At 51.2% G+C, this 25,968-nt stretch carries 22 protein-coding genes; 7 read left to right on the top strand and 15 right to left on the bottom strand.

Annotated elements, in window-relative coordinates:
- Window positions 1–100: 100 nt before the first annotated feature.
- Window positions 101–1,354, top strand: coding sequence for a GNAT family N-acetyltransferase (locus ACTJJS_RS07275; RefSeq protein ID WP_440663061.1), 1,254 nt, complete (start codon window positions 101–103; stop codon window positions 1,352–1,354).
- Window positions 1,355–1,362: 8 nt separating this feature from the next.
- On the opposite strand, the gene ACTJJS_RS07270 is transcribed toward ACTJJS_RS07275, so the two are convergent.
- Together ACTJJS_RS07270 and ACTJJS_RS07265 are read right to left on the bottom strand one after the other, a co-directional pair.
- Entirely contained in the window at window positions 1,363–1,848 is a 486-nt protein-coding gene (locus tag ACTJJS_RS07270) for a hypothetical protein (protein WP_440663060.1), read from the bottom strand.
- Window positions 1,849–1,948: 100 nt separating this feature from the next.
- Window positions 1,949–2,536, bottom strand: coding sequence for a TIGR04282 family arsenosugar biosynthesis glycosyltransferase (locus ACTJJS_RS07265; protein WP_168872270.1), 588 nt, complete (start codon window positions 2,534–2,536; stop codon window positions 1,949–1,951).
- Window positions 2,537–2,743: 207 nt separating this feature from the next.
- Here ACTJJS_RS07265 and ACTJJS_RS07260 point away from each other — a divergent pair, with 207 nt between their 5' ends.
- Complete coding sequence (locus ACTJJS_RS07260) at window positions 2,744–4,819, top strand: DNA topoisomerase 3 (protein WP_440663059.1); 2,076 nt, start codon at window positions 2,744–2,746, stop codon at window positions 4,817–4,819.
- 49 nt (window positions 4,820–4,868) lie between these two features.
- Here the strand turns inward: ACTJJS_RS07260 and ACTJJS_RS07255 are convergent, their stop codons facing one another.
- The 6 genes from ACTJJS_RS07255 to ACTJJS_RS07230 all read right to left on the bottom strand — a co-directional run bounded on the left by ACTJJS_RS07255 (window position 4,869) and on the right by ACTJJS_RS07230 (window position 11,131).
- A complete protein-coding gene (locus ACTJJS_RS07255) occupies window positions 4,869–5,702 on the bottom strand; it encodes an oxidoreductase (protein ID WP_440663058.1) in 834 nt (277 codons plus the stop codon).
- A gap of 84 nt (window positions 5,703–5,786) precedes the next feature.
- Window positions 5,787–6,689: a helix-turn-helix domain-containing protein gene (locus ACTJJS_RS07250; protein ID WP_168872267.1), complete on the bottom strand. Its 903-nt coding sequence runs from the start codon at window positions 6,687–6,689 to the stop codon at window positions 5,787–5,789.
- Between the two features lie 18 nt (window positions 6,690–6,707).
- Complete coding sequence (locus tag ACTJJS_RS07245; RefSeq protein ID WP_440663057.1) at window positions 6,708–7,583, bottom strand: carbohydrate kinase family protein; 876 nt, start codon at window positions 7,581–7,583, stop codon at window positions 6,708–6,710.
- Window positions 7,584–7,627: 44 nt separating this feature from the next.
- The gene (gene ligD / locus ACTJJS_RS07240) at window positions 7,628–9,661 is read right to left on the bottom strand and encodes a DNA ligase D (RefSeq protein WP_440663056.1); all 2,034 of its coding nucleotides are present in this window, start codon (window positions 9,659–9,661) and stop codon (window positions 7,628–7,630) included.
- 12 nt (window positions 9,662–9,673) lie between these two features.
- The gene (locus ACTJJS_RS07235; protein ID WP_440663055.1) at window positions 9,674–10,621 is read right to left on the bottom strand and encodes an MBL fold metallo-hydrolase; all 948 of its coding nucleotides are present in this window, start codon (window positions 10,619–10,621) and stop codon (window positions 9,674–9,676) included.
- A gap of 66 nt (window positions 10,622–10,687) precedes the next feature.
- Window positions 10,688–11,131 carry a nuclear transport factor 2 family protein gene (locus ACTJJS_RS07230; protein WP_440663054.1) on the bottom strand — a complete coding sequence of 148 codons (444 nt, stop codon included), beginning with the start codon at window positions 11,129–11,131 and terminating at the stop codon, window positions 10,688–10,690.
- Window positions 11,132–11,682: 551 nt separating this feature from the next.
- On the opposite strand from ACTJJS_RS07230, the gene ACTJJS_RS07225 reads away from it, so the two are divergent.
- The gene (locus tag ACTJJS_RS07225; protein ID WP_440663053.1) at window positions 11,683–13,569 is read left to right on the top strand and encodes a beta-ketoacyl-ACP synthase III; all 1,887 of its coding nucleotides are present in this window, start codon (window positions 11,683–11,685) and stop codon (window positions 13,567–13,569) included.
- 20 nt (window positions 13,570–13,589) lie between these two features.
- Window positions 13,590–14,477 (top strand): DUF6999 family protein, encoded by an 888-nt coding sequence (locus ACTJJS_RS07220; RefSeq protein ID WP_168872262.1) that lies wholly within the window; start codon window positions 13,590–13,592, stop codon window positions 14,475–14,477.
- Here ACTJJS_RS07220 and ACTJJS_RS07215 read toward each other — a convergent pair.
- Together ACTJJS_RS07215 and rpiA are read right to left on the bottom strand one after the other, a co-directional pair.
- Window positions 14,474–15,016 (bottom strand): TetR/AcrR family transcriptional regulator, encoded by a 543-nt coding sequence (locus tag ACTJJS_RS07215; RefSeq protein ID WP_343743834.1) that lies wholly within the window; start codon window positions 15,014–15,016, stop codon window positions 14,474–14,476. The genes ACTJJS_RS07220 and ACTJJS_RS07215 overlap by 4 nt on opposite strands.
- A 24-nt stretch (window positions 15,017–15,040) precedes the next feature.
- Window positions 15,041–15,736, bottom strand: coding sequence for a ribose 5-phosphate isomerase A (rpiA, locus tag ACTJJS_RS07210; protein ID WP_440663052.1), 696 nt, complete (start codon window positions 15,734–15,736; stop codon window positions 15,041–15,043).
- Window positions 15,737–15,934: 198 nt separating this feature from the next.
- Here rpiA and ACTJJS_RS07205 point away from each other — a divergent pair, with 198 nt between their 5' ends.
- Window positions 15,935–18,028: a chondroitinase-B domain-containing protein gene (locus tag ACTJJS_RS07205; RefSeq protein WP_440663051.1), complete on the top strand. Its 2,094-nt coding sequence runs from the start codon at window positions 15,935–15,937 to the stop codon at window positions 18,026–18,028.
- Window positions 18,029–18,166: 138 nt separating this feature from the next.
- Here ACTJJS_RS07205 and ACTJJS_RS07200 read toward each other — a convergent pair whose 3' ends face one another.
- From ACTJJS_RS07200 to ACTJJS_RS07190, 3 genes are all read right to left on the bottom strand, one after another.
- Window positions 18,167–19,345, bottom strand: coding sequence for an AGE family epimerase/isomerase (locus ACTJJS_RS07200; RefSeq protein WP_440663050.1), 1,179 nt, complete (start codon window positions 19,343–19,345; stop codon window positions 18,167–18,169).
- Entirely contained in the window at window positions 19,345–20,724 is a 1,380-nt protein-coding gene (locus ACTJJS_RS07195) for an MFS transporter (RefSeq protein WP_440663049.1), read from the bottom strand. Before ACTJJS_RS07195 ends, ACTJJS_RS07200 begins: the two co-directional genes overlap by 1 nt.
- A 105-nt stretch (window positions 20,725–20,829) precedes the next feature.
- Window positions 20,830–21,768, bottom strand: a complete 939-nt coding sequence (locus tag ACTJJS_RS07190) for a YihY/virulence factor BrkB family protein (protein WP_168872256.1) — start codon at window positions 21,766–21,768, stop codon at window positions 20,830–20,832.
- Between the two features lie 75 nt (window positions 21,769–21,843).
- On the opposite strand from ACTJJS_RS07190, the gene ACTJJS_RS07185 reads away from it, so the two are divergent.
- The gene (locus ACTJJS_RS07185) at window positions 21,844–22,890 is read left to right on the top strand and encodes an SGNH/GDSL hydrolase family protein (RefSeq protein WP_440663048.1); all 1,047 of its coding nucleotides are present in this window, start codon (window positions 21,844–21,846) and stop codon (window positions 22,888–22,890) included.
- Window positions 22,891–23,068: 178 nt separating this feature from the next.
- Here ACTJJS_RS07185 and ACTJJS_RS07180 read toward each other — a convergent pair whose 3' ends face one another.
- Entirely contained in the window at window positions 23,069–23,977 is a 909-nt protein-coding gene (locus tag ACTJJS_RS07180) for a helix-turn-helix domain-containing protein (RefSeq protein ID WP_440663047.1), read from the bottom strand.
- Window positions 23,978–24,044: 67 nt separating this feature from the next.
- On the bottom strand, window positions 24,045–24,992 hold the full coding sequence (locus tag ACTJJS_RS07175) for an alpha/beta hydrolase (RefSeq protein WP_440663045.1): 948 nt from the start codon (window positions 24,990–24,992) through the stop codon (window positions 24,045–24,047).
- Between the two features lie 210 nt (window positions 24,993–25,202).
- Here ACTJJS_RS07175 and ACTJJS_RS07170 point away from each other — a divergent pair, with 210 nt between their 5' ends.
- Complete coding sequence (locus tag ACTJJS_RS07170) at window positions 25,203–25,916, top strand: alpha/beta hydrolase (protein WP_440663044.1); 714 nt, start codon at window positions 25,203–25,205, stop codon at window positions 25,914–25,916.
- Window positions 25,917–25,968 lie beyond the last annotated feature (52 nt).

The following is a 25,968-nucleotide window of genomic DNA, read 5'->3' as shown; positions in this document are numbered from 1 at the left end:
TGCATTGTGTGTACAATGCGGGCTTCTTCTTTTTTATAACCGGCCATTTTTTTATTGTAGTTTTAATTCGTTAATTCCGTTTGCCCGTTAATCACACGCCATGAATACCACTTTACGCAACGCCACGCCCACGCAACTTGAAACTGCCATCGCGCAAAATCATTGTGAATTATTCCTCCTCGACGCCCGTATCAAAAACGGCATCATACACCAGGAAGAGGGCCTTTCCTGGACTTACATTGAAGCAGAAGGCAGCGGCACAGTTCTCTTTCCTGCACTGTCTGCCGACACCGCAAAGCTGAACGATATGATGGACTACTATCAGGCCCATCCCTCCCGTAATCTGGGTTGCTGGTCACTTAACCCGCCGGCGACACCGCAGCTGGACGTACTGCTGCTGGCCCGTGGATTTCAGCCGGGATGGCAACCCTGCTGGATGGCGCTGGACCTTCAAAACATCAACACCACCTACGTATCGCCGGAAGGGCTGCATATCACAGCAGACAACACCACGCCGCTGCACACCATTAAAGAACTCCCCTACGCAGCCAACAACAATAAAGGAACGACCGGCCTGCAACAGGAAAGCCCGGAGCTGGTGCAACGTTTTGTCGCCACGTTAAATGGCCGCATTGTAGCACAGACACTGTTGCTATTTGGAGGTGGCGTAGCAGGCATTTACAACGTAGGTGTGGTGCCGGAGGCGAGGGGCCGCGGCATTGGCAAGGCTATCGTGAACGCCGCCTGTATACATGCCCGCGAAAAAGGATATCATTACGCTACGCTGAATGCCAACCCTATGGGCAGGCCCATATACGAGCAATTAGGCTTTCAATGGATCAACGACGGACTTACCTGGTGGATCACAGACGACCGGCTGCAAACCCGTCCGCCTGGCGCTGAAGAGATAGCGCTGGCAGAGGCAATTGGCAAAGGCGATATCACTGCATTACAAGCCTTCGCTGGCGCCGACCTGAAGGCGCCCCTCTGCAATGGCATGCACCTCATGGACCTGGCGGTGCATTGTCAACAGCCGGCTGCTGCTGAGTGGCTGATAGCGCATGGTGTTGCCTGTGGCGCGCTGGACGCCTGGAAACTGGGCTGGAAAGACCGTACCGCGGCCCTGTTGGCGCAAAGCCCGGGCGAAGTGAACCGCCTGTACGGGGATTTTCAGTATACACTATTACACGCGGCAGCTGAGAAAAACGATGTCGCATTGGCGCAACTGGCCATCTCTGCGCAACCCGACCTGGAGATCAAAGACGCCATACATAAAGCCAATGCGCTGGACTGGGCCGAATATTTCGACAGAAAAGAAATCGGGGATATGATCAAAGCATTTAAGTCAGCATAAACCGCCTGTCATTCCGCGCTGGCACTGTCTTCCAGGTTATTCACATTAACGGGAACGGTACCACGATAAGTGATGCCGATACCATATGGATCGCAGATCCGGAACCGGCCGTGGGCAAACCGCATAAACCATTCCTCAGCTTCATAAAAAGTAATTTCCGGAAATTCCAACGGAAACTCGCTGATGTCCACATCCAGCCAGGCACGCTCTGCCGGGGTGATCCCGTACGCTTCAGGATCATTGGCCAGCGTCTGTTGGATAAATGTCAATGACTTTTCAATGTACGCTCCCACGTTGGCAACGATCTGTTCTGTAAAGCCGAGCATGTCGGGCGACAGTTGTGCTTCTTTTGTGATGAGATAAACCGGCACTGTTCCGGTGAACAGCGGATGCTGCAGCGTAATATCGCCTTTCCAAAAGAACTGGTCGTCCGGGGCGGCTTCTGCCTGAAGTAGTCCGAAGGCGGATTGATACGTTGGAAGGGGGTTAGTCATGGCTCAAATATAAAACATCAGGCCCAAAACAACGACAGGGAAAAGGTACGTTGTCATCTCCCCACATCAGGCGAATCAGTAAAAATCATGGTCGTCACAATCATAGCCAGTCTTCCGGCACATCTGCCAGTTCCTGTACCACGTTGAGCGTAGGCAGAAAAGTAAACCGCAATTGTAGTTTATTGATGGCTGTCAGCAGGCGGCGAAGCCAATGGGCAGAGCCGGCATCCACAAAATCGAAAAGTTCGGGATAAAAACGTTGCATGCCCAGCAGATAAAAGCCGCCATGTTGCGCGGGGCCGATGACCACCTGGTTATGTTTCAATGCGGCAAAAGCCTCTTCCAGCAATTCAGGAGACAGGTGCGGGCAATCCATGCCCACCATTACCACTTCCTGGTAACCAGTGGCAAATACCAGGTTAAAAGCCAGAGACATCGATTCACCAGCATCGTTGCCCAGTTTAGGGAAAATAATATATTCCTCCCACAAGCCGTAATCAGCCATTTCTTCCAGCACTACATACTTGTCCATATTGATATAAGAGGCTGTTTCCTGCGTATGGTTCAGCAGCTGGTGGAGTATTTCACGGGTTTTAAAGTCTCCGACAGAGTCTTTGAGACGGGTGTGAGCAATGGTAACTTCCTTGTCTCTCGCAAGGACGATCAGTGCCTGATTAAACGCTATCATAAAATCCAGGGTTTAAGGATTTAGCACTAACAATTTACGGCATTTCAGGGGGAAAGGTTGTCCCAAGATTGTTAATAAGAACATTTACCCCTTGTAATAATTGTTAATCTTCTCATAATAACCCGCGATTAATGTATCCCGCCAGCCTATTAAAATCCGGCAAAAACAGTAAATTGTCCGATATTTGTTACCCTATTTCAACTTTTTATGAAAGTTTGCATTGCAGAAAAACCAAGTGTGGCCAGGGACATAGCAGAAGTAATCGGTGCGAAGCAACGTAAAGACGGCTACTACGAAGGCAATGGCTACCAGGTGACCTGGACTTTCGGCCATTTTTGTACACTGAAAGAACCACATGATTATTACGAACAATGGAAATTCTGGCGGCTGGAAGACCTACCCATGATACCTCCCAGTTTTGGTATCAAACTGATAGAAAATAACGGCGTACAAAAGCAGTTTAAAGTTATCGAGCAGTTGGTACAACAATGTGATGAAGTGATCAACTGCGGTGATGCCGGCCAGGAAGGTGAACTGATACAACGATGGGTGCTGCTCAAAGCGAAATGCACTGCTCCCGTCAAAAGACTCTGGATTTCCTCTCTCACGGAAGAGGCTATACGTAATGGCTTTCAGCAGCTCAGGGATGCCGGTCAGTACGACAATCTCTATGCCGCCGGCAGCGCCCGCGCTATCGGCGACTGGCTGCTGGGCATGAACGCTACCCGTCTCTTTACCAAAAAATTTGCCGTGGGTAAAACGGTACTGTCCATAGGGCGGGTACAAACCCCTACCCTGGCCATGATCGTTGCCCGGCAGAAAGAGATCAATGCCTTCGTGTCGGAAGATTATTGGGAACTGAAAACGGTGTACCGCGACACGGAATTTACCGCCGCCATCGACCGCCTCGGCAGTGTGGAAAAAGCGCAGAAAGGGTTGGCCTACTTACAGGAACATCCGTTTGAAGTGACATCCTTCGAGAAAAAAGACGGCAAAGAAGGTAATCCCCGCCTGTTTGACCTCACCTCACTGCAGGTGGCCGCCAACAAAAAATATGCATACTCCGCAGACGACACCCTCAAATACGTGCAGAACCTCTACGAGAAAAAACTGGTCACCTACCCGCGCGTAGATACCACCTACCTCTCGGAAGACCTGCATCCCAAAGTAGCCGGCATCCTGCAGGACATGACGCCCTACGCGGCGCTCACTGCCCCGGTGCTGGCCAATCCCATCCCTAAACTGAAAACCGTTTTTGACGATAAAAAAGTAACGGACCACCATGCCATCATCCCCACAGGCGTGCATCCCGGCGGCGGACTGCCACCGGAAGAAAAAAGGATTTACGACCTGATCGCACGCCGCTTCATTGCTGCGTTCTATCCGGAGTGTAAAATATCCAACACCACCGTACTGGGAAAAGTAGGCCAGGTACCGTTTAAAGTCACTGGTAAACAAATCATTGAGCCAGGCTGGAAAGAAGTGTACGCCAACGATACCAGCATCAAAAAAGAAGGCGAGGAAGAAGAGAAATTTATTCCGGACTTTGTGGTAGGAGAAAGCGGTCCGCATACGCCCCGCATCCATCAGGGCAAAACATCCCCGCCCAAAGCCTTTACGGAAGCCAGCCTGCTCCGCGCAATGGAAACGGCCGGTAAACAGGTGGATGATGAAGAAATGCGCGAACTGCTGAAAGACAACGGTATCGGCCGTCCTTCCACCCGCGCCAATATCATCGAAACGCTGTTCCGCCGCAAATATATCGACAAAAGAAAAAAGAACATTTTCGCTACACAAACCGGTATCGACCTGATTGACACCATCCAGACGGAGCTGCTCAAAAGCGCCGAACTGACCGGCCAGTGGGAACGCAAACTGCGCCTGATCGAGAAGGGGGAATATGCCATGGACACGTTCAAAGATGAACTGATCTCCATGGTGACCGATCTTACCAAAGAAGTGAAAACGGCGAGCTATAAAACCATTACCATCGCACCGGATGCGCCGCCGCCATCAGCAGACAAAGAAGAGAAACCGAAAAAAGAACGTAAGCCAAGAGAGAAAAAACCGGTAGACCTGGCGGTGCTCAACTGTCCCAAATGCAAGGAACACCAGCTGATAAAAGGCAACAGCGCCTACGGCTGCGCCAACTTCAAAGTATGCGGCTTTAAAATTCCGTTTGAGGTAAAAGGGAAAAAACTGACCGATAAACAGATACAGGACCTTGTGACGAAGGGGAAAGCCGGCAAACTCTCCCTGACAGCCACTTTTGAGATACAATAATATGGCAGCCCCGGGGCTTCGGCCCGTGGACCCGGGGCTACCATATGAATTAATAAGCGGTGCCTACGGTTGTCGCTTTCCACGCTTCCACGTCTTCTTTAATTGCATTGATTTTAGTATACACCAGGTTATACGCATCTTCACCCAGGAAGAGATGTACCGGCGGATTCTCCACTTCGCTCACCTCGATAAAGGCTGCTGCGGCTTTTTCCGGATCACCAGGCTGATTGTGGTTGATTTCATTCTGGTGACGGGCGAGTTGCTCCCTTACCTGCGTGTAGTCTGCAATAGGCGTTGTAGGTACGCCGAGCGAACTACCAGCGAGGAAGTCAGTCCGGAAATACCCGGGAGAAACAATGGTCACATGTATGCCGAATGGTTTTACTTCCGTGGCAAGAGACTCGGAAAGACCATCCACTGCGAATTTGGTAGCGCAGTAAATACCAAAGCCAGGGAAACTTCCGATGAAGCCGGCAATGGAAGACACGTTGAAGATATGCCCGGATTTTTGCGCGCGGAAATAAGGCAACACTTTACGGATGACATTGAGTGTACCGAAAACGTTGATATCAAAATTACCGCGTGCTTCGCTGTCAGACAGTTCTTCGATGCTGCCAGCCAGCCCGTAGCCGGCGTTATTCACCACCACGTCTACACGTCCAAAGCGCACGACGGTATCTGCCAGGGCTTTCGCTACGCTGGCTTCGTCAGTCACCTGCATGGAGAGGGGCAGGAAATTATCGTCTGTAGCTATTTTGCTCAGCTCATCGAGATTGCGGGAAGTGGCTGCCACACGGTAACCGCCGGCCAACAGTTTTTTTACGAGGTCGCGACCCAATCCTTTGGAGGCTCCGGTCACAAACCATACTTTTTTGTTGCTCATAAGATGTTTAACTTTTTATGACAACAAAATTAGTGGCGGCGGAGATGCCGGTTGTTACGCCAGACAAACGAATGATTGCAAAAATCAAACAATCCGAAATCCGGTCGGCGTCATGCGGGTATGTTTGCGGAAGAAGTTGTTGAAGTGGGACGGCTCTTCAAACCCAAGACTGTAGCTGATTTCAGACACGTTCAGGTCAGTATGGCGGAGCAATGCTTTTGCCTCCGTCACGATTCTTTCCGCAATATGGGTGGTGGTGGTTTTACCCGTAGTTTCTTTTACGGCCCGGTTGAGGTGGTTGACATGCACTGACAGTTCCGCGGCGAAGTCGCTGGCAGAACGCAGCCGGAACAGCTGTCCCGGCGTTTCAATAGGAAACTGCCGTTCCAGCAGTTCTATGAACACGGCAGTAATTCGTTCGTTGGCATTACGGTGCTGGTAAAGCTTCTCCGAAGGCTCCATTTTCATGACCAGGTGCAACATCTCCATGAGATAATTACGGATCAGGTCATATTTTCCCCGGTAATCACTGTTGATTTCATTCAGCATTTTAATGAACAGCCGCTCCACTTCTTTTTCCAGTTCCGTAGTAAGCCGGTAAGAAGGCTTTCCCTGCGGGTGGAACATGGGCAGGTCCCTCAGCGTATGCCGGCCCATCTCTGTCAGAAAAGATTCACGGAAGATACAGAAGTAACCGCTTGCCTTTTCCTTGGACAACTGTTCCCACGCATAGGGCACCTGCGGATTAAAGAACAGCAGGTTTCCGTCTTCTGTCAGTATGCTTCTGTCGGCATAATGGTAAATGAACTTGCCCCGCAACAGGCTTATCTTATAAAAATCCCGGCGGTTGTATGACATGCTGGGACTTGCAGGCTGACAATCTTCCATCCGGAAAACATTAAAATGCCCGATGTCCTGCTGGAGATTATCAGGAATACAGTGAATTTTCTCGTGATAGAATTCTGTGATGGTTTGTGCTTTTGCCATAACGCTAAGTTACGAAAATCAAACATCAAATCTGCTACCGTCGTATTCCGGGTTGGCTCCTTCGCAGGTGGTAACAAACCCGCTCACTTCCACGGCCAGGTCCAGCGCCGCCGGTACCGGGCGTCCTTTCAATATTTGGGACAGGAATGCGGCCAGGAAGGAATCGCCACTGCCCACGGTGTCTTTTACCGTCACCTGCTTGGCCGGACGCCCGAATTGCCCGTGCCCGTCCACATACACGGCCCCTTTGCTACCGCGGGTGATGATCAGCTGCGGTACGCCGTAACGTTGCATCACGATACGGGCGCCCTCTTCCGGCGTGTCAAAAGTATCTCCTGTTGCATGCAGCACCAGTTGTAGTTCTTCTTCGTTCATCTTCACCAGGTCGACGCGGCGCAGCAGTTCACGGATAGTGTTCATATCGCTGTGAGGCGGACGGATATTGATGTCCAGCACCTTGTAGGGAGCTGCGTCCAGCAGTTTCCATAAAGTTTGGCGGGACACTTCGCTGCGGATGGCGAGGCTGCCAAACACAAAAGCGCCGGAGCGGCGTACCAGTGCCTCCTGCTCCGGTTGCCAGGCAATAAAGTCCCACGCCACTGGTTTCAGGATATCGTAATGCATTTCATGATTGGCGCCCTGCGTGGCCTGTACGGTGCCGGTAGGCTGCTGCGTGTCCAGCTGTAACATGTCTTCCGGCACCTGCCACTGCCGCAGGATTTTCCGCAGCGCTTCTCCGGCTTCATCGGCGCCGGTGCGACTGATAATATGGCTGTCCATCCCGAGACGGGAAAGGTGATAGGCTACATTGAAAGGGGCGCCGCCGGGCTTGCGGACGCCGTTGGGAAACACATCCCAGAGTATTTCTCCAAAGCATACGGTAACAGGCTTCATGCAAATTATTTTAGAAACAGTGACCGGGAAGATACTACTTTCTGTTATTCGCGGAATAGTTTTTCCAGTCCTGCCAGCGCCGCTTTCATGTTGATACCCTTACCCAGTACAGGTTTGAAGATATCGCCCTGTTCCCGTGCACGTGCTACGGCGTTATGGATAGTAAAATCTTTCATGGTCAGCCCTTTTTTCACTTCTTCCCAATGCAGCGGCATAGACACTGTGGCGCCGGGTTTGGGCCTCAGCGAATACGGCGCCGCTACCGTGGCCTGTGGCCTGTTCTGTAAAAAATCGATGTACATTTTCCGCTTGCGCCGGTTAGTAGCGCGTTCTATGCTGGTCGTTTCCGGCAGGCGGCCATGCACCAGCCGCGCGATGATACGGCCGAACTCCTTGGACTGTTCATAGGTATACTTCGCGCCCAGCGGGATATAGATATGCAGCCCCGTAGAACCGGAAGTTTTACAGTAACCGGGAATACCGGCGGCATCCAGGATTTCATGCGTCACCTGCGCCGCTTCTATCACCTGGTCAAAGGTGGTCTTGTCAGGGTCGAGGTCAATGATGCACCAGTCAGGATTTTCCGGCTTACGTAGCCGGCTGCTCCAGGGGTTGATTTCAATGCATCCCAACGATGCCATGTACAACAATGTGGCCTCGTTCTCGCCTACGAGATATTCTTTTTCGCGGGGCTCGTCACTGCTGTGATAAGGGAAAGTAGGTACCCAGTCGGGCGCTTTGCCGGAAACATCTTTCTGATAGAAACTCTCTCCGTTGATGCCGTTGGGGAAGCGGTTGAGCGACTGCGGCCGGTCTTTGATATAGGGCACTATAAAAGGCGCCATCTGATAGTAGTAGTTGATCATATCCCGTTTGGTGATCTTTTCACCTGGCCAGTAAATTTTACTAAGATTGGTGAATTTGAGCGCATGGCCGTTGATGGTGCGAACCTGTGTTTCTTCTCCGGGATTGAGCAGTGTCTGCCGGACCTTGGCTGCTGCCGGTTTCAGCGCCTTTTTAAGGGTGGTGCTTTTTGCAGCTGCATTTTTCGTTTGTGCTTTGGCGTTAGTCGTTTTTATTTTAACCGGTTTCTCGGTTGTTACCTGTGTGGGGGTTTTATCTTCCCGCATGCCTTCGAAAGAGGGATGGCGCATCACTCCATCGCTGGTCATTTCGCGGAAACTCACCTCACAGATGAGCTTTGGCTTCAGCCATACGGCGGCAGCCTGTGGCGGATTGGGCCTAAAGCGGGAGGGTTTGTTCACATCGGGGATAACGGCGAACGGGGATTTTTTTGTTTCCAGCGATGTAAACTGCTTCATCATCTCCTGCTGTTGGACAAGGGAAAAACCGGTACCGATCTTTCCGGTATATTGCAGTTTACCGTTTTCGTATACCCCTACCAGTAAGGAGCTGAACGGTTTGGAGGAGCCTTCATTTTTCGTATAGCCACCGATGACCACCTCCTGGCGGTTGCTGGTTTTTATTTTGAGCCATTCACGGGTACGGACGCCGGGGTGATAATGACTGTCCGTCTTTTTAGCCATGATGCCTTCCAGTTTGAGTTTTTTGGCCTGTTCGAAGAAATCGGTACCATCTGTTACGAACCCTTCGCTGAAGCGAAGGATGTTGTTGTTGACCGGCATCAGTTGCTGCAATAGTTTTTTCCGTTGCATAAGCGGCAGGGAGGTAAGGTCTTTCCCATTGAGCCAGAGGATATCGAAGAGATAATACACCAGCTGGCCGTCTGCCTCGCTGCGCCAGTCCTGTAGCTGGCTGAATATCGTGTAGCCTTCCTCGTTGATCACTACAATTTCGCCATCTACTACCGCATTAACTTTCCATTGTTGCAACGCCTGATGAACGGGATAATATTTTTCATCGAAGGACTTGTTATTACGCGATCTTAGTTCCACTTGGCCTTTCTCCAGAAAAGCCAGGGCGCGGTAACCATCCCATTTTATTTCGTATAGCCATCCGGGTTCGTCCGTAGCGGTGGCTGCGAGGGTAGCCAGCATGGGCGTAGTATTGCCGGGTTTGGGCATTATTTGTTTACCGGAAGTTTTCTGAGCGCACATATGCAGCAGAGTTTATGACTTTCGCCGGTTGTACAACAGGGCTCCGGTAGCCACCAGTGTGATCACGCCGGCCAGTATGAGCCACTTGGGAACGCGGGCCGCCGGCACATATTCCACGCCGTTAACCCCTGCGACGGCGGATTCTTTCACGTACCTTCCACAGCGGGGCTTTGCCTCCGACTTGAAGTGATCGGCGATCCATTGCAGGCGTTGTTGCATAGCGGCGCCATACAGCGGGCGGCCATGGCCGGTGGCGGCTATTTCCGGCTGCAGTTCCGCTAGTTTCTTCACGCTGGTTTCAGCGGATACCCAGTCGGAGGTGAAATATTTCGGCGGACCGGAAACATGTTTTGTCTGCATCATGGTGCTGCTGAGGGCTTCTGCGCGGGTGGTGACGAAAGCGTCGCCGGCGAGCAGCAGTTTATCCTCTTCCCGGAAAAGACTTATATGACCGGGCGTATGACCCGGTGTTTCGATGTAACGCCAGCCATCCAGACCGGGAATGGTTTTATCTTCCGGCAATAACAGCAGGTGACCGTTGAGGTCAATCGGGTCTGTAGGAAAAGTCCAGGACATCATGGTCATTATGCCGCCGCCGGCGCAAGGGTCTGGCGGCGGATAGGCCGACCGGCCGGTGAGGTAAGGCGCTTCCAGGTAATGTGCATATACCGGCACTTCCCATTCCCGCAGCAGTGAGGGCAATGCGCCTACGTGGTCAAAGTGGCCATGCGTAAGCACAATCGCAGAAGGTACAAAGTGCGGCGCAAACAATTGCCGGGCGGCCCTTTTGATTTTATAAGCCGATGTACGAAGTCCCGCGTCTACCAATACCCATGAGCGGGTACGGGCATTCTGTACCAGGTACATGTTCACAAAAAGATCGCGGATACCCCATACGCCCGGCGCTACCTGGAACCATGCCCTGTCTGCCAGCTCTTCGATGTTGGTAATGTTTTCCATAATATGGCTTTTGGAAGTAATTACCACAATTCCCGTTCCTGCAATAAAGCATGAGCCTGCCAGGTTTTAACAAGCCAGTATAAACGGACCTCCGTCATCCCGGAACTTTCTTTCGCTGCTATGTACGGGCACATCATTGATAGCCGCAAACCGGCGCTGCATGAGGCCGTAGGCGTCGAATTCCCATAACTCGTTGCCATAGGAACGGAACCAGTTGCCTGCTTTATCATGCCATTCGTATTCAAATTTCACCGCTATTTTATTGTCGGTAAAACTCCACAGTTCTTTCTTCAGGCGATAGTCCAGCTCTTTTTCCCACTTTTTGGTCAAAAAAGCGACCACTTCTTCCCGGCCGTTGATAAACTGGTCACGGTTGCGCCATTCCGTGTCAATAGTGTATGCTTTGGACACTTTCTCCGGATTACGGCTGTTCCAGGCATCTTCAGCCATCTGTACTTTCTGCAGGGCTGTTTCGTGTGTAAAGGGAGGAAAGGGAGGTCTCTGTTCCATGGTTTTTGTTTTTTGATTTAAAATTACAGACAGACCGATCTGTCTATTTTTAGTAAAGATAGGATTTATTGTGAATTGACAAAGGAAATTTTTTGGGGAGGATAGAAAAATGGGCAATAGATAATCAGGGAGTAATTATTGAATCGACGGAAACGGATTTCAGGGCGTTAAAGAAAAACTAATGAATCAATGGCAATAGACTTTAGGGTATTATTAAATCATTGGAAAGATGATTTTTAATCCCTAAAAAGCAACCATGAAAAATTGGAGAAATCGTCTTTAAAAATATCAAAGAGAAATCATCATACAAAAATCAAAAAAAACCAGTAGAGACAACTACGTGTATACCTGGGGAAGCGACCGTTGCATGGACTGAATATAGCCACGGTCAACCATTATAGCGATTGCTCTGTTATAACCCGCAGACAGTTTTAACAACTCTTTATCTCCTCTTCAGCTTGCTATATCTAAAAATTCGACTAATTTAAATTTGGATTTGACAGACCTGAGCCACACATTTTTTCATCCACCGTTTTGATAATACGCCAAATATGCAATTAGAAAACGTCTACATCACCGCCGCCGGTAAATATCTTCCCGGCGAGCCTGTCCACAATGATAAAATAGAAGAATACCTGGGAACGATTGGCGGCAAGCCCTCCCGCAGCAAAACAAAAATGCTGTCACAGAACGGCATCCAGTCCAGGTACTACGCGCTGGACCAGCAACAGCGTACAACCCACACCGTTAGCGGCATGACTGCAAAGGCCATTGAAGATTGCCTGGGCCGTAACGGGACCGGTAAAGAAGACATTCACTTTATATCGGCCGCCACTACGCAATCAGACCTACCAGTACCGGGATTTGCCAGTATGGTACATGCCGATCTGGGCAATCCGGCCTGCGAAATTGCCAGCCACCAGAGCGTTTGCGCCGCCGGCCTGATGGCTATCAAAAACGCCTATACGAATATTCAGACCGGCGCGGCACAAACAGCCGTGGCCTGTGCAGGAGAACTGGCCAGCAGGCTGTTCAAAGGCAAACGGTTTGAACACCAGCAGCGTATCCTGGACGGACAAGGACTGGAGCTTGAAACAGATTTCCTCCGCTGGATGCTGTCTGACGGCGCAGGCGCACTGCTGTTACAAAACAAACCCGCCGCGCAACACATCAGTTTACAAATAGACTGGATAGATCTCCGCTCCTATGCACACCTGTACGAAGTGTGCATGTATGCAGGCAGGAACAAAGGCAACAACGGCCACCAGCCACTGTCGTGGATGGACTATGACAGTTTCTCCGAGGCGGACCGCGATGGTGCGCTCAACCTGAAACAGGACCTTCGCCTCGTGGACAACATGGTGAAACTGGGCGTACAACGTTTCTTTGAACTGATCGACGACGGGAGATTCGACGCCGCGGGCTTCGACTGGTTCGTATGCCACTATTCTTCCCATCACTTCAAAGAAAAAATTATACAACTGCTGGCAAAGGGCGGCGTGAGCATTCCCGAAGAGAAATGGTTCAGCAACCTATATAGTGTTGGCAACGTGGGCACGGCCTCTATCTTCGTATTGCTGGAAGAACTGTTGCGCACCAAACCATTGAAGGCCGGCGATAAAATACTGTGCATGGTGCCGGAAAGCGGCCGCTTTATCACCGGCTTCATGATGCTGACAGTTGTTCCGCCTACGGCCACACAAACATTTGATCCCGCTTCACTCCTCACCGAAATCAAAGCTCCCGAGATCAGGATACAACAGGACAATCCCACCCTCGAATGGCTGATACGCCAACTCACCACCGTGTGGATTGACTTTGAAAGTTCCCTTCGACAGGTACCTGTCGTGAAGAAAATATTTTCCGGCACGCTCACGTTGGAAGAGTACAAAGCACTGCTGTTTAATCTTCGCCAGCAAGTGATAGACGGTTCCCAGTGGATTGCACGTGCAGCCTCCAACGTGAGCATCGAACACTTCGATATCCGCTCCTCTTTTATCTCCCACTCCCGCGACGAACACCGGGATTACCAGATACTGGAAAAGAACTATATTCAGTGCGGCGGCACCCTGGAGGAATTGCAAAAAGGTGAGAAAAACATCGGCAGTGAAGCGTTGAGCGCCTACATGTTCCAGCGGGCAAGCCAACCGGACCCGTTTGACCTGTTGGGCGGCATGTTCATCATTGAAGGTCTTGGCAACCGGGTGTCCGGCAATTGGGGCCGCGCCATTCAGCAACAGTTGCAGCTGCATGACGACCAGGTTTCTTTTTTCACCTATCATGAAACCAGCGACTCCAATGAAAATCATTTCGAACGGTTTGAAAACGCTATTCAGTCGGGCCTCCTGACCACCGCGCTTGCAGAAAGAATTGTAAAAACAGCGAAGGTGGTCGGTCGTTTGTACCGCCTGCAACTGGAACAAATTGGAAATTACTGAACCGAACCCGTCATCTCTGTATGAAAGACAGTACTTATTTTGAGAAACTGGAGAACAACCCGAGAGATCCGAGCCATTGGCATGCGTTGTTTCTCGACAACAGTATCCCGTTCAATCCTGACGCCAAGGCAGCATTTCTGTATGATGCCAGTCGCAGGACCAAACAGTTCCTGTATCCTTTTGTAAAAGTGTTTGCCCGTTTGGGTATTATTCTGTTGCAGATCTTTAAGGCCATTGCGCCCAATGTGATCAACGCGCCGCAGCGGCTGCACCGCTGGCTGTACAGGGGCATGAAATACTGCATCACGCCGGAGGCCAATTTCCTTATCCTGCGCCATTTTTACCTGGGGTCGGAGGTATTGCGTTTTATCAAAGACAATGTGAAAGATATTGACGACATCCCGATGAACCCGTTGAAACCGGTGTCTGTCAATGCCGTGAAAGATGATCTTTTTTTAAACCACGATCTCAATCTCTACAACTTTATCATCAACCTGAACAATGCGCTCAAAGCAAAAGGCAAAGCCATCACGAAAGTGGAACAGCCGGATTTCAGCGCTATCAGCACCGGACCGCTGCCTTTTGAGCCTTTCCGCGACAAGTGGAGCAATTGCATTGATTTATCTACCGCTATTGAGATATTCACACCGGTGTACCAGTTTTTTCTGACCGACAGCGATTTTTGGAGGGCTTCCAATTCGTTGCAGCTGGATGAAGTGATCGGGTTGTATGCCGCCACCATCATGGACTGCCCGGAGCGGCTGGTAGCGTTGAACAACAAACATCCCATGATTCCGTTGCCCACGTATGGCGCAGCTTTCCGGCTTACGCTGCATGGGCTTTCCACAGAAGTGTTGCATGCATTGTTGGTAGAACAAAAACTGAAACAGGCCGCGGCCGGCAATTAAAGCAGTTCGGCCACCATCCTTCTGGCCTCCTGTACCGGCCATTGATTGGCATACAGCTGACTTTCCACCATGGCCGATTCAAACAGCAGGTACACATGGTCCTGCACCAGCTGTTTTTCTTTGTTGAGGATACCCGCAAAATAGGCGCGCAGGTCTTTTTTATGATCGCGGATGATACGGAGGGCTTCCCCGTCCTGTTCTGTTATTTCGGAGAGAATGTTCAGGAAGGCGCATCCCCGGTAATTTTCTTTTTCATTGATGTCCAGCAGGAAGTCGAATGCCGCGAGGATTTTCTCACGGGGTTTGGATGGCTTTTCCGTAAAGGCCTTCAGTGCATCGAACCAGTAGTTGTGGCGGTATTCCAGGAACGCTTCCAGCAGCGCTTCTTTAGAAGCAAAATGCAGGTACAGGCTGGCGCGGGCCACGCCTGCTTCCTGCAGCACCTGGTTGATGCCGGTAGCGTGGTAACCTTGCCGGTAAAAAAGATCGGTGGCGGTATCAAGCAACCGCTGGCGGGGATCACTGCTTTTCTGCTTCATTACACAAAGATAAGACAGACTGATCTATCTTTCCGGAAATACAATCGTCAACCCGTTTTTACCGGCGATGATGGCTTCATGGGCCATGTGATAAAAGAGGGAGGTTTCCAGTATTCCGGGTATGGCTTTTAACTGTGGATTAATTTCTGCAACCGGGGGAAATGTCGTGAACCAGATGTCTATCAGCAGATTGCCGCGTTCTGTAATGACCGCGCCGTCTTTTTTGTTGCTAAGCCGCAATTGCGGGCGTGCATCGGGGTAAAGGCGCAGCAATGCCTGTTGCACAAAAGATAGTGCGTCCGGGATGAGTTCTATTACTACCGGCACGGTAGGCAGCAGCTTTTCCACGTATTTGGCGCCGTCGCCTATCAGTATAAACCGTTGCGCCATGGCAGCCAGCAGCTTTTCGAGGGTATGTACGCCGCCGCCGCTTTTCAGGGCGTTGAGGCTACGGTCGAACTGATCGCAGCCATCGAAGTGGATGTCCAGTTGTGCCAAAGAAGCCACGTCCCTGACAGTAAAACCGTGTTCCTGCAACAACAGCCGGGTGTTGAAAGAGGCCGTCGCCACGGAGATGCTTTTCAATAGTGCGGGTACCGCCGCCAGTTCCTTTACCAGGTGGGCGATGGTGCTGCCGGCACCCAATCCTATGGTATACCCCTCACGCACATACGTCATCGCCTTTTTGGCCGCTTCCAGTTTGTAGTCAATCGTTTCCATGCTGTATAACTTCACCTAAATGTACCTAAATACTTCAGCAGTAATCACTTAAAAAACAGTTTTTTTTATTCAGAGTTTTTTTCTTTTCTTGCAATGCAAACGATTGCATAAATGAAGACCGTTAGTTATCCTGAGAGACCTTTAGACCGGCTTTACACAACCCATTTACTCCCTGCAACCATACTTTAAACATTCCACATGAGAAAAAAGCTACTCCCTCTGCTTGTACTGTGCTGGCTGACAGTCGTACAGGCCACCGCCCAAACAACGGTAACGTCCCTGTCTGCATTGCAGACCGCCATCAACAACGCCAATCCCGGAGATGTGATCATCGTGGCCAACGGCACCTACACCGCTTCGGCTGATATCTCCATCACCAAACAGGGAACGGCCGCCCAGCCCATCACCATCAAAGCGCAATCAGTGGCAGGTGTGACCATCGCCGGTACCGGCGGCTTCAACATCGCCAGTCCCGCCCAGTACATCATCGTCCAGGGGTTCAAATTCACCCACAGCGCCAGCAAAGCCAAAACAGGCAGCGGCACGTCCTTCTGCCGCTTCACCCGCAACATCTTCGAAACACCGGGCGATGGGGAAAACCTGACCATCGCCGGTAACAATCACGAAGTGGACTACAACACCTTCCAGCATAAAAACGCGATGGGCCGCTTCCTGGCTATCCGCGGCTCCGGCAGCCAGATCGCCGAAAGCCTGTGGATACACCACAACTATTTCCTCGACCAGCAGCCACAGACAGGCAACGGCGCCGAAACATTCCAGTTTGGGCTGAGCGGCTACAGCATGTCTTCCAGCAACAGCATCGTGGAATACAACCTCTTTGAACAATGCGCCGGCGAAAATGAAATGATCTCTGTGAAATCATCAGCAGTAACAATACGGTACAATACCATCCGCAACTGCGCCGCCCAGTTCACCTTAAGGCATGGCAACAAATGCAAGGTGTATGGCAACTACTTCGTCAATACCCCAGGCATCCGCATCTTCGGTGACGACCACGTCATCTACAGCAATCATTTTGAGACCTGCAATCCCGCGATCAACATCGGCAACGGCGACGGTGAAGTGGCCGACGGCTCACCGCTCACCTGCCACGACCGCCCCGACCGCGTACTGATAGCCTTTAACACACTGGTCAATAATACCAGCAACATCACCCAGTCAGGCCGAACCAACGGTCTGGGCGCCACCTATACCAACGTGGCCTACAACATCATCCAGGGAGGCAGCACGGCCGCCACTATCGCCGGGCCATATACCAATCCCACCTGGAAAGGCAATATCATCTACAACACCAGTGCCGGCGCCATCCCCAGCGGTGGTTACGTAACTGCCAACCCGCTCGTGGCACGCGACACTACCGGCACCTTCCACCTGCAGCCCGGCAGCCCTGCTATCGGCGCAGCCACCACCGCTTACCCGGACGTGAAATTTGATATGGACGGCCAACCACGCACCTCCCCTCTGGATGCCGGCGCCGACCAGGTGTCTACCGCCCCCGTGACAGCCGTTATCCTTCAGCCTTCCATGGTAGGCTACAACGCCAATTCCACCCCGCCGGTTACACAGCTGGTAGACATCACCGACAACGGCGGTGTCATCACCGGCCAATATCCCAACACCACCAAACCGTCGGAAGATATCCCCAGCCTGATAGATAACGACATCGCCACCAAATACTTCCGCAGCGGCAGAACAGCCCTATGGGTACAGTACAAATCCACCGCACCGGCCAAAGTCACCAAATACACGCTGACTTCCGCCAACGACGTACCAGCCCGCGATCCTAAAAACTGGACGCTGCAAGGCTCCAATGACACCATCACCTGGACCACCATCGACAGCCGTTCCAACGAAACCTTCGCCACACGCGGACTGACAAAAGCCTACACCTGTACCAACACCACCGCCTACCGCTATTACCGCCTGAACATCAACTCCAATAACGGTGACACAGGTACGCAGCTGGCGGAATGGGAGCTGTTTGAACAACAAACCAGCCTGATGGCCGCCACCGCGAAGGAGGTGCCGGTCAACGTATATCCTAATCCCACTACCGGGACTTTCAAAGTGAAACTGACAGACAAAAAGAATAAATCATACCGCCTGATCGTGCTCGACGCCAGAGGTCACCAGGTAGCAGCCACTGTGCTGCCCGCCGACGCCACTACGCTCGAGGCGAACTTTAATCTCACCGCTTTGCCGGGAGGCATGTATTTCGTTCAGGTGAGCGACGGGGTGTTTCAAACTACCCGGAGCGTGCTTAAATATTGATATCCCGGATGATGGAATTCGGAATTGATGACCCACATTCCATCATCCCGAAATCCAGGGCGTGAGCCCTGGGTTTCGGTTTTCGGAGGCAAGGGGTTGCGTAATAAACGTCAATGATTCCCTATATAACAGACCTTATTATAAACGCTTCATTATCTCCATACACGCCCGTGCATTATGGTACGGGCATTTCCATAATCCTGCCTTATCTTCTTCCATAACAGCACCATCTTCCCTGATGCCCCAGTACCATTCGCCGTTCGTTTTGTCCAGCAGGTGTTTTTCAGTGAACTTCCAGCAGTCATAGGCCCTTTGCAGGAAGCGGCCGGAAGGCTGCAGCTGCCAGGCATTTACAAATCCTACGATAGCTTCCGCCTGTGGCCACCAGTGTTTCTCTGTGACCGTGTGTTGCGTGGACGGTTCATATTCATACCATAACCCGCCATCACGGGCAAGTCCTTCTTCCGTTGCCAGGGTCATTTTCAGCGCCAGGGCTTTAAAGGCCGTCACCAGTTCCGGATCATTGATGGTATGTGCAGCTTCCAGCAGTAACCAGCTGGCTTCTATGTCGTGACCATAAGACACCAGTTGTCCTTTTACTTTCCATTGTTCGTTAAAAAATAAATGCAGATGCCCGCTTTTACGGTCGATGATGCGGTCCAGGAACAGCCGCAGTATGTCCTGGATGTTCTTTCGCAGCGTGCTTTCCGGCCATACCGTATATAGGTTGGCGTAAGCCTCCAACACGTGCAGGTGAGTGTTCGTCGTCTTTTTTTCGTTGGCGTCTTTTTCGCTGAGGCGCTGGTCTGACAAAGGTTTCCAGTCACGCGTGAAAGCTTCGAGGTAACCGCCGTATTGCGGATCGTAGCTAAACCGCTGCAGATGATTATACAGGCGGATGGCGACTGTCAGCACCGCCTGTTGTTTCGTGGCCCGGAAGTATTCGCTGTAGGCATAGATTGCAAAGGCGATGGCATATGTTTGTTTTTTTGTTTCCAGCGGACGGCCTTCGTGATCAACGGTCCAGAATACGCCGCCATGCTCAGCATCCAGCAGGTGCGCACTGAACCATTTTTCCGCGCGGTGCGCCATCTCCAACAGGGATAGATCACGGGTAAGGTTATACGCTGCGGAGAAAGCCCACAGGATACGGGCGTTCAGCACGGCCCCTTTAGGAGCCTGTACCTCAACGTTGTTTTGGTTGTCTACCTTTCCATAAAATCCGCCATGCTGTTCGTCGGGCAGAAACCTCGTCCAATAGTGCAGAATACGGTGTAGTTCGGTTTGTAATTCCTGTTTTAATGCTTGCTGTATCATCAGTTGAGTTGTTGTTTGCGGACAGCCAGATCTTTGCTGATAAGGGCGGTACGGTCTTCCGACAAAGGATATAAAATGATAAAAAGAATAGAGAGTAATGAACCGGCAGCCGGCAGCCAGCTTAACATCAGTACGATACCCTGCTGGGTGGCATGTTGCTGCACACTGTTGGCCTGAAAGCCGAAGCTGCCCAGCAGCCAGCCGGTGAGCGCTCCACCGAGCGTCCAGCCAAACTTCTGCGACATCGAAGAAGAGGAAAAGATAAGGCCTGTGGCCCTGCGGCCATTGCGCCATTCGGAATAGTCAGCGATATCGGCGTACATCGACCATAACAATGGGAAAATGATGCCTGCGCATACACTGATGATCAACTGCAATACATAGATAAGCACCAGCTGCTCCTTTTGCAGCCAGTAAAACCCGATACTGCCTGCAGAAGCGATCACCATCGCCAGGAGATAGGTGTTCTTTTTCCCGATACGGTTACCTACCGGTGACGCCAGTACGACACCTAGTATATTGGCACCCTGGCCTATCAACAGATATAGCGTGGACCAGGTCACTTTGGTATTGCCCACCTGGAAAGCAGCGTCCTGCTGAATGAAATACTTAAAGTAATACAAGGTGGCGCCATCGCGGATAGAGTTGAAAATGAGCGCCGCTACGCCGGCGCCGAGCAATATCCACCAGGGCCGGTTTTGCCAGAGGTCGCGGAGATCATCTTTGAGCGACGCCGATTGCACAAAGGCAGGCTGCACCCGTTCTTTTACCCATGCAAAACATAACAGGAACAACTGTACGCAGATCAGCGCAATCACTGCTACTCCCAGCTGCCAGCCGCGCTGCGGGGTATCTTTTTCGCTGAAGATGTTCACCAGCGGTTCTATCAGCGCTACCACCAGCAAGCTGCCGCCGAACGCAAACGCCATGCGGAAAGAAGCCAGCTTATTTCGTTCCCGCCCATCCGGTGTCATCACGCCCAGCAATGACGCATAAGGCACATTGATCAGTGAATAGATCATCATCATGGCGGAATAGGTGATATAAGCGTAGATAAGTTTCCCGGAAGGGCCATATGCCGGTGTGGTGAAGGTGAGCACTCCTATAATGCCAAAGGGTATTGCCATGTACAGAAGGTAAGGACGGAACTTGCCCCAGCGGGAACTGGTACGGTCGGCCAGGATACCGACCACGGGATCAAAAAGCGTGTCCCAGATACGGCTGATCAGGAACATGGTACCCGCAGCAGCGGCCGTGATCCCCATCACATCGGTATAAAAAAATAACAGGTACATGCCAAACAGCTTCCAGAACATAGAAGAAGCCATATCGCCAAAACCATATCCGATTTTTTCCCGGAGGGTAATTTGGTTGTCCATAACGTGGGTATAAAAGTTGGCTGTTATTATCAGTCAAAACTATTCCCACAAAATACATTTTTCTGTAATACTTATTTATCTGTTTATGGTAATTTTTTGTCCGGGTTAAAGAGATGGTCTGTCTTCCGCTGTTTTCAGTTCATAGTGCGCTGCATGTTGCGCAGTACGGATAGGCATGCCGATATGGGTGGACCAGGCGTCTGTAAAAGCAGCCCCGAAGTAGAAGATAATGGACGAATAAAACATAAACAGCAGCAGTAGCACGGTAGACGCGGATGCGCCATACAAGGTATTAATACTGCTGTAAGTGAGCAGTACTTTTAATACGATTTTCCCGATACTGAAGAGAATACCGGTCACCAACGCGCCTACCAGACCGGGTTTCAGGCGTGGCCTCCCGTCGGGGATAAAATAAAAAACGAGATAAAACCAGATGGTGACGATCAGTACCGACAATACGTAGTTGAGGGTGCTGTTATAATAAGAGGCCAATGCGGGCAGATAAATGCTGATGTATTTTCCCAGGAACGCCTGGGCCGCTTCCGCGATCACATCTATGAGGAACAGCAGTCCCGCAAAAAAAATCACCAGCACCCCTCTCAGGCGTGACAGCATAATCTGCCCGAAATTCGCGCGGTGAACAGCTTTTATCTTCCACAGTTCGTTAATAGAACCTTTGATGATCTTAAACAGGGTGGTGGCCACAAACAGCAGGAAAAGAAACCCCGCGATGCCGATCAGCCAGTTTTGTGCGATGCTCCTGAAAGCCCGCAATGTTTGCACGATAGCTTCGGCCGTTTCAATGCCGAACAGCGCCTCCAGCTGCTGTGACAACCGGCGGCCCGGATGCTCCATCCGGAAAATAAGCCGCAGCAACTGTATCAGTATCACCAGGATGGCCGGCAGCGCAAACGTGGTGAAAAAAGCAGTGGCCCCCGCCAGCCGCAACGGATCATTGGCCTGTAAAGACTGATAGGCATCTTTAAAGGACAGTAGCAGCAGGCGCCAGTAGGGCGGCTTTTTTGTTGTTGTAATATCACCCATGTTTGAAAATTCGGCCGGTAATGCTAAATTTACCGTATAACCGCAAATATAAAGTATCCCCTAAACTTAATGGCCGTGTATAAAATCCTTGTCCTGTTCCTGAGCTGCCTGCTGTGGCAAACGAGCCACGCTGATACCTTCTACCCTGCTGACAACGGCTATTTCCAATATGTGGGACGTATCGATTTCTCTACGCCTGCCACGCCCCGCTTCTGGGCTCCCGGCGTATATGTAACGGCCCGCTTCAAAGGCCCACACTGTGAGATTGTGCTGAATGATGAAATGTTATACGGCACCAACCATAACTACGTGTCGATTATCATTGACAATAAAGCGCCTGTCCGCCAGCAGCTGCTGGGCAAAAGCGATACCATCCGCCTGCACCAGGGACTGGGCGAAGGTCCGCATACCATCGTTATCTGCAAAAATACGGAGGCCGGTATCGGTTACATGGAATTTGCCGGCCTGCGCTGCCGGGAACTGCTGCCACTACCGGTATCGCCTGTACGAAAAATTGAATTCATCGGCAACTCCATCACCTGCGGGTCTGGCAGCGATCAGTCTTCCGTGCCCTGCGGCCAGGGACAGTGGTATGATCAGCATAACGCCTGGAAAAGTTATGGTCCGCTGACGGCCCGCCAGCTGAATGCTCAATGGCAGCTCAGCTCCGTTTCCGGTATCGGGCTGGTACAAAGCTGCTGCGGTATGCCGCACACGATGCCGAAGGTATTTGATAAAGTCAATATGTACCGTGACTCTATTCCATGGGACTTCGCTAACTACCAACCCGATGTGGTGGCTGTCACCCTGGGCGAAAATGACGGTCCACAGGACTCTGCACGCTTCTGCCAGGCTTATGTGACTTTCCTGAAGCGGCTGAGGACCTACTACCCGGCGGCCAGTATCGTATGTATTGACAGCCCTATGGCAGATCCGGCTTTTTCACCGACATTGCAGCAGTACATCACCGCTGTGGTAGCCGCCATGCAGGACAAAAAGGTGAGCAAATATTTTTATAGCAGAAAATATCAAAGCGGTTGTGGCGGCCATCCCGATCTGGCCCAACATCAGCTGATGGCCAATGAGCTGACCGCCTACATCAAAAAAATAAAACACTGGTGACAAATGCAACGGTACAGAAGCCCTGTGCAGAACTGAAAGAGGCGATTGATTACTATTATCATGCCCGTAGCATTAGGCAAAGGCAGACCGCTGTTTTAAGGCATAGCATTTGAAAAGCAGTTTACAGTAGCGCGGACGAAAGTGTATGCCAGCGGTGTTATTGAAGCAGTGATGAGTGTCAATTAAACGTTTGCCTGTATTCCAGCGGAGATAGCCTGGTTTTGCTTTTAAAGAATTTATTAAAAGATTGTGGGTGCCCAAACCCAATATTGTAGGCTATCTCCGCAACCGACAACTTACTGGTGGATAACATCTCTTTAGCTTTGTCCACTACTTTACGGTGAATATGCTGTTGCGCGCTTTGTCCTGTGAGTGACCGGAGCATGTCACTTAAATAGTGGGAAGAGACATGCAGTTGTCCCGCCAGGTATTGTACTGTGGGCAGCCCCTGCATCAGTGCTGTTTCGTTGTTGAAATAATCGTCCAGTAATTTTTCGAGTGCTGTCAGCAGATCATGGTGGATGGTTTTACGGGTGACGAACTGCCGCTTGTAAAACCGGTTGGCGTATTGAAGCAACAGGTCTGTCTGCGCCAAAATCACATCCTGCGTCGTATCGTCAATCCGTTCATTTAGTTCGTCTTCAATGATCCCAAAAACAGACAGCACTGTCTTCTTCTCTTTATCTGACAGGTGTAGCGCTTCGTTAGTGGCATAAGTAAAAAAATGGTACTTTTTTATAGTACCAGCCAGGGGGTGTCCCTGGAGGAAATCAGGATGTATGAACAGGTTGAACCCTTCATATTCATCAGCATCCGTTGGCGCGGTGAGCAGTTGCCCCGGAGCCACAAATACCATTCCTCCCTCATCAAAATCATAATAGCTTTGCCCGTACTTTACTTTTCCATGGAGGTCTTCCATATAGGAGATCTTATAAAAGTTCAGGAAAAGCGATTGCGGAAATTCCTCCCGGAGGATATGCACATCGCAGTTACGGACCAGGCTCACCATAGGGTGTAATGGTTTGGGCAGGCCCAGCAGCCGGTGCAATTCCGAAATGGTGTTTATCTGGTGAGGAGCGGATTCCATATACGTCATGTTTAAAGTTACAATATTTGCAGGTCTCCTGCCTGATCAGGAGACCTGCAGGGCAGCATTACAGTTTTGTGTTAAAAAAGTGTTCCAGTTTATCAACTGCCGGGATGACAGCTTCCTGCTGATGGTAAAGGTCTGTATGGGAAGCCCCCTCCACGATAAAAAGCGCTTTAGGCTCTTTCGCAAGAGAGAATGCCTCCTGCGCCATCCATAAGGTGTCTGCCTCAGATCCCGCAATGATCAATAGCGGCCGTGGCGCGATCATATCCACAAAACGAAAGGCATCAAAACCCGCAATGTGTTCCACGCTGCTCCAGGTAAAGGTTTTGGCAGAACGTGGATGTTGGCCCTGGCTGGTGCAATAGTATTTCCACCCCTCATACGCGTACCGTCCCTGTGCTTTCGCCTGTTCTTCCGTTTCAGGGAAAAGCGGGAAAGAGCCTTCCTCTTTGCCGGCAGCTACGGCACGCCTGTCCCGCGCCGCAAGGTCCAGCATTTGTTGTATCACATCGGGGCTTTGCTTGCCATCAGCGCCGTTTCTGAACATCCGCCCGACATCCACGCCACTCACAGTGGCCACTGCTTTGATCCGGTGATCGGTGGCTGCCGCCATGATACCATAACCTCCCGATGCACAGATACCCAACACGCCTGTTTTGCCGGCATCTACTTCAGGCAGGGTGCTGAGAAAAGAAACAGCTGATTTAATATCCTCCACTCTTTGAGAAGGATTTTCAAGGCCACGGGGAAACCCTTCGCTTTCGCCCTGATAAGCAGCATCAAAGGCCAGGGTGACAAACCCCCGCTCTGCCAGCAGCCTGGCGTACAGGCCAGCGGTCTGCTCTTTGACGCCTGTGCCGGGGTGGCTTACCACGATGGCAGGGAGGGGAGCTGCGTCCATCATGGCCGGGAGGTACAGGTTGCCCGCTATCTTAATACCATCTGATGTAAAGGAAACTTTCCTTGTCGCTATACTGTTAGAAGAGAAAGTGTGATTGATTGTGTTCATATGATCTCATTTTGTTTGATGAGTCAAAATTCGGCTGCTGCCCTTTTCCGGATGTAGCCCTATTACCGGATATTGTAGCCAAAATGAAGCAACTGTCTCTAAAAGGTAAATTATTACACCGTACCGGGCAATACGCTCATTAACGCGGCCCGTTTTCCATCGCACCTTTGTATTGTTAACAAGAAACAAAAAAGCAAAAACTCCGATAACATGAAAAATCAAGCAAACCTCCCCGCAGTAAAAAACATCGTTTTGGTACATGGCGCTTTCACAGATGGTTCCGGCTACCGGGGCATATATGAAACGCTTACCCGGCAAGGCTATCAGGTGACCGTTGTACAAAATCCCCTGACTTCTTTAAAAGACGATGTTACGGCCACGCAGGTGGTACTGGACGCGCAGGACGGCCCGGCCATTCTCGCCGGTCACTCATGGGGAGGCGCCGTTATCACGGAAGCCGGCAATCATCCCAAGGTAGCTGCGCTGGTATACATTGCGGCGTTCCAGCCGGACGACCAGGAATCTGCCCTGCAGTGGTTCCGGACAATGCCGCCGGCGCCGGAAAACGGCATACTGCCGCCCGACGAAAAAGGCATCGTCTACTATGACAAAACGAAATACCACGCCGGTTTCTGTGCAGACCTGAGCCAGGAAGAGGCAGCGTTCATGTACGCATCGCAGGGTGCGTTCTATGGCAAGTGTTTCTTTTCCCCGATCACCACCGCGGCCTGGAGACACAAACCAGCCTTCGGCATCGTGGCCACAGACGACAAAAGCATCCACCCCGATATCCAACGTAATATGTACCGCCGCTCCAATACCAAAGTCACGGAAATAAAAGGCAGTCACGCTCTTTATGTGTCCCAGCCGGAGAAAGTGGCCGCTGTTATTGCAGCAGCGGCACAGGAAGTATCCGGCAACTGATATACGCCTGCATGTCATCACCAGCCCCGTTTGCCATGGCAAACGGGGCTTT

Source organism: Chitinophaga sp. 22308 (genome assembly GCF_052045305.1).
In the GTDB taxonomy this organism is placed as follows: Bacteria; Bacteroidota; Bacteroidia; order Chitinophagales; family Chitinophagaceae; genus Chitinophaga; species Chitinophaga varians_A.
The sequence above is the reverse complement of the archived record's forward strand: the minus strand, read 5'-3'. Positions and strand labels throughout refer to the sequence as shown.

Bases quoted from the DNA above. Each gene is read 5' to 3' on its own strand.
- ACTJJS_RS07215 (WP_343743834.1), bottom strand. From the start codon at position 15,016: ATGAAGCAGAAAAGCAGTGATCCCCGCCAGCGGTTGCTTGATACCGCC.
- ACTJJS_RS07195 (WP_440663049.1), bottom strand. From the start codon at position 20,724: ATGGACAACCAAATTACCCTCCGGGAAAAAATCGGATATGGTTTTGGC.
- rpiA (WP_440663052.1), bottom strand. From the start codon at position 15,736: ATGGAAACGATTGACTACAAACTGGAAGCGGCCAAAAAGGCGATGACG.
- ACTJJS_RS07230 (WP_440663054.1), bottom strand. From the start codon at position 11,131: ATGGAACAGAGACCTCCCTTTCCTCCCTTTACACACGAAACAGCCCTG.
- ACTJJS_RS07205 (WP_440663051.1), top strand. From the start codon at position 15,935: ATGAGAAAAAAGCTACTCCCTCTGCTTGTACTGTGCTGGCTGACAGTC.
- ACTJJS_RS07225 (WP_440663053.1), top strand. From the start codon at position 11,683: ATGCAATTAGAAAACGTCTACATCACCGCCGCCGGTAAATATCTTCCC.
- ACTJJS_RS07265 (WP_168872270.1), bottom strand. From the start codon at position 2,536: ATGATAGCGTTTAATCAGGCACTGATCGTCCTTGCGAGAGACAAGGAA.
- ACTJJS_RS07270 (WP_440663060.1), bottom strand. From the start codon at position 1,848: ATGACTAACCCCCTTCCAACGTATCAATCCGCCTTCGGACTACTTCAG.
- ACTJJS_RS07180 (WP_440663047.1), bottom strand. From the start codon at position 23,977: ATGGAATCCGCTCCTCACCAGATAAACACCATTTCGGAATTGCACCGG.
- ACTJJS_RS07245 (WP_440663057.1), bottom strand. From the start codon at position 7,583: ATGAAGCCTGTTACCGTATGCTTTGGAGAAATACTCTGGGATGTGTTT.
- ACTJJS_RS07170 (WP_440663044.1), top strand. From the start codon at position 25,203: ATGAAAAATCAAGCAAACCTCCCCGCAGTAAAAAACATCGTTTTGGTA.
- ACTJJS_RS07260 (WP_440663059.1), top strand. From the start codon at position 2,744: ATGAAAGTTTGCATTGCAGAAAAACCAAGTGTGGCCAGGGACATAGCA.
- ACTJJS_RS07220 (WP_168872262.1), top strand. From the start codon at position 13,590: ATGAAAGACAGTACTTATTTTGAGAAACTGGAGAACAACCCGAGAGAT.
- ACTJJS_RS07235 (WP_440663055.1), bottom strand. From the start codon at position 10,621: ATGGAAAACATTACCAACATCGAAGAGCTGGCAGACAGGGCATGGTTC.
- ACTJJS_RS07255 (WP_440663058.1), bottom strand. From the start codon at position 5,702: ATGAGCAACAAAAAAGTATGGTTTGTGACCGGAGCCTCCAAAGGATTG.
- ligD (WP_440663056.1), bottom strand. From the start codon at position 9,661: ATGTGCGCTCAGAAAACTTCCGGTAAACAAATAATGCCCAAACCCGGC.
- ACTJJS_RS07250 (WP_168872267.1), bottom strand. From the start codon at position 6,689: ATGGCAAAAGCACAAACCATCACAGAATTCTATCACGAGAAAATTCAC.
- ACTJJS_RS07200 (WP_440663050.1), bottom strand. From the start codon at position 19,345: ATGATACAGCAAGCATTAAAACAGGAATTACAAACCGAACTACACCGT.
- ACTJJS_RS07190 (WP_168872256.1), bottom strand. From the start codon at position 21,768: ATGGGTGATATTACAACAACAAAAAAGCCGCCCTACTGGCGCCTGCTG.
- ACTJJS_RS07275 (WP_440663061.1), top strand. From the start codon at position 101: ATGAATACCACTTTACGCAACGCCACGCCCACGCAACTTGAAACTGCC.
- ACTJJS_RS07175 (WP_440663045.1), bottom strand. From the start codon at position 24,992: ATGAACACAATCAATCACACTTTCTCTTCTAACAGTATAGCGACAAGG.